Below are 2,969 nucleotides of genomic sequence, written 5' to 3' on the forward strand. Positions count from 1 at the left end.
CGCGTCCGGGCCCGTTCCTTTTGGTACGAAGGTACGAAGGAATCCTTCGCCTCCGCCTCGATCCGGGGAATCTGCCGGATGCGAGGAACCCCGGCTCCGCGCGGAACCGGGGTACTCTGCTGCCTCTGCTCCCTCTGCGTGAGAATGCCGTTCCGCCGTTGCGCGCGGAGACGGCGGTCCTCAGGCGGGGACGGCGTCGCGCTCCGCGGCGGACTGCTCCTCGGCCTGGGCAGACTGCGCCGCGGCGTTCTCGTCGTGGATGCAGCGGATGACGTGCGTGGCCATCACGTCCAGCTGCGAGCGCGACGGCACCTCCGCGTCCGGATCCGGCAGCTGCAGGGGGAACGGCGCGCCCTGCGGAACCGGGATCAGGTGCAGGTGAAAGTGGAACACGTCCTGGCCGCCGTCCGCGCCGTTGGGCGAAAACAGGTTCACGGCGCGGCACCCCGTCGCCTTGCGCAGCCCCGGAAGAATGCGCTTGGCCACGGCAAACGTGCGCGTCGCCAGCTCCTCGGGGACGTAGAACAGGTTCTTGTAGTGCTGCTTGGGCACCACCAGCACGTGGCCCGGGTGCAGCGGCTGGATGTCGAGAAAGGCGATGATCTCCTCGTCCTCGTGGATCACGCTCACCATCTCGTCCCCACCGATGATGCGGCAAAAGATGCAGGTGGGGTTCTGATTGGGGTCCACTCGGCCCTCCCGGCGGTGTTCGGTGTCGTTGGCGCGGCGCGCCACTCTCTGCCCTCGCCGGGGTGCAAGAGGCATTCCGCCCACGGCCCCGCCCCTTGCCTTTCCGCCGCGCGAACGCATTCTCAGGTGGACGGCGTACACGACCCTTCCACAGCCGACTTCGGACGATACGGATCGATGGATTTTCCCGCGCTCACCGCGTTCCTGGCCGACTTGGCGGAGAACAACCGCCGCGAATGGTTCGAGGCGCACCGCCCCGAGTACCAGGCCCTCCGCGACCAGTTCACCGCCTTCGTGGGTGAGGTCATCGAGCGCACGGCCGACTTCGACGAGCGCGTGCGGTGGAAGGATCCCAGGGACTGCCTGTTCCGCATCTACCGCGACGTGCGGTTCAGCCACGACAAGTCGCCGTACAAGACCACGTTCAGCGCGTACGTCAGCGAGGAGAACCGCCGCGGCGCTCCGCCCGGGTACTACCTGGAGGTGGACGAGAAGGGCGTGATGCTCGCGGCGGCCGGCATCTGGATGCCGCCCGCCGAGCCGCTGAACCGCCTGCGCGCGTCCCTGGCCGAGCACCCGGAGCGCTTCGAGCGCGTGCTGCGGTCGCGCGGCTTCAAGAAGATGTTCGGCGAGCTGCAGGGCGATCGCCTCACGCGTCCGCCGCGCGGCTACGCGGCGGACCTGCCGCTCATTGAGCATATCAAGCGTAAGAGCTTCATCGCCTGGCGAGAGACGGACGCGCGGCAGGTCACGCACGAAGGCGCGCTGGCCTACGTCGTCGACTCCTTCCGCGCCGCCCGCCCCCTGGTGGAGTGGGTGCGCCACGTCCTCGAGTCCGGCGGCGACGAGCTGGAGGGGTAGCCGCCGCGTGGACGCAGGCGGAAGGAGAACGGGGCGCCCGCGATGCCGTGGGCGCCCCGTTCCGTGCTCCGCGTCCGGCGCGTCGGGCGGATCAGCCGAGCACGCCGTCGTTCTGCCAGTCGCGGACGAGCTCGTCGGAGGCCTCGAAGTGCATGGCATCTTCCGACGCACCCTTGAAGCCGGCGCCCCAGAAGAAGCGCTCCTCGTTGAAGTACGGCGCCAGCAGCAGGATGCCGAACTGCGTTCTGCCGTCGCCCCGCGGGTCCAGCCGGCCCTTGATGGTCAGGTCGATGGCCGTGCCCCACGAATGGTTGGAGAAGTTGGGGCTGGGGCTCTGCCCCGGCGGGCGGCGCACGCGGCGGCAGCACAGCACGCCCGCCGTTCCCACGGCCTTGAACAGCTCCGGCTCGTCCTTTTTGACCCGCGCGAAGATGCGCGTCAGCGCCTCCACGACCGGCTTGATCCCCGTCACCTTGAACGGGCCCACGTCTGCCGTCTCGAGCAGGGCCTTGACCTTCGCGTTGGTGACGGCCGTGCAGTCGGCGCTCAGCGAGCAGGGACGGCCGAAGATCTCCAGCATGGTCTTCTGCTTGGCCGCGGACACGCCCTTGTTGATGTTCGCCGGGATGGGCACCAGGTCGCCGAACGCGTGCGCTCGCGCCATGGGCTCCACGGGCTGGGGCTCCACGACGACGATCTCCACCCGCGCGTCGCCGATCTGGATCCCGTCGCGGTCCAGCGCGCGGGCCGTGATCTCGCGTGTGCCGACCGCGTTGAAGCGGTTGCCCACGAACCACGTGCGGTTGTTTTCCAGCGTGACGGGCGGAAACTCGAACGTCCCGTCCGCCACCAGCTCCACGCTCCTGGTACCGAGCGCGACGGTCCCCGCGAACTCGACCGTCTCGCCCAGCCGCACCGTCTGGCCGGACTTGGGCTGGGTGATGGTGATGCCCATTGTGCCTCCCGTGGATGGAATCGCCCGACGCGGGCGGCCGGCGACGCCGGCGTTGAATGGATGGAACGGCGCCTTTGGTGAGTCAAGGCTCCGGTTGCGCACCTTGGCGAACTGGATGGACGCGGCGTCGCCGTTTCCCGCGTTCCAATAAAACGATGAGGGGCACCCATCCCCTGATAAGTGCCCCCCACGCCGATTCCCCGTCGTCGACGCCAACTCGACGTTACTGCGCTGTGCCCACCGGCTCCTTGTCACCAAAGATCCCGCCGATGAGACGTTCCAGGTCCAGGCGAATCATGATGCTCAGGCGCGCCACGTCCGGAACGCCTTCGCCGAACTCCGCGGACCCCCGCAGGAGGTAGCCTTCTCGGGGCTGAAAGGTCGTCGTGACGTACGCGCGCCGGCCGCTCTCGACCTCCATCTGGCTGCGGACGCGCGTGCTGTCCGGAAGGATGACCACCTT

4 protein-coding genes are annotated in these 2,969 nt (G+C 68.7%); 1 reads left to right on the forward strand and 3 read right to left on the reverse strand.

The genetic code is table 11. The features are described 5' to 3' along the window. Positions 1-180 precede the first annotated feature (180 nt). Positions 181-690, reverse strand: coding sequence for an HIT family protein (locus tag VFZ20_RS10305; protein WP_329683783.1), 510 nt, complete (start codon positions 688-690; stop codon positions 181-183). Between the two features lie 177 nt (positions 691-867). Between VFZ20_RS10305 and VFZ20_RS10310 the strand changes: the two genes are divergently transcribed. Next, entirely contained in the window at positions 868-1,551 is a 684-nt protein-coding gene (locus VFZ20_RS10310; protein ID WP_329683784.1) for a DUF2461 domain-containing protein, read from the forward strand. A gap of 91 nt (positions 1,552-1,642) precedes the next feature. Here VFZ20_RS10310 and VFZ20_RS10315 read toward each other — a convergent pair whose 3' ends face one another. Together VFZ20_RS10315 and VFZ20_RS10320 are read right to left on the reverse strand one after the other, a co-directional pair. Beyond that, positions 1,643-2,506: a M15 family metallopeptidase gene (locus VFZ20_RS10315; RefSeq protein WP_329683785.1), complete on the reverse strand. Its 864-nt coding sequence runs from the start codon at positions 2,504-2,506 to the stop codon at positions 1,643-1,645. Positions 2,507-2,729: 223 nt separating this feature from the next. Then, positions 2,730-2,969: hypothetical protein (locus tag VFZ20_RS10320; protein ID WP_329683786.1), on the reverse strand; the 240-nt coding region annotated here is incomplete at its 5' end.

Source organism: Longimicrobium sp. (genome assembly GCF_036280135.1).
Lineage (GTDB): Bacteria > Gemmatimonadota > Gemmatimonadetes > Longimicrobiales > Longimicrobiaceae > Longimicrobium.

Coding starts and splice junctions, on each gene's coding strand:
- VFZ20_RS10310 (WP_329683784.1), top strand. CDS start 868: ATGGATTTTCCCGCGCTCACCGCGTTCCTGGCCGACTTGGCGGAGAAC.
- VFZ20_RS10315 (WP_329683785.1), bottom strand. CDS start 2,506: ATGGGCATCACCATCACCCAGCCCAAGTCCGGCCAGACGGTGCGGCTG.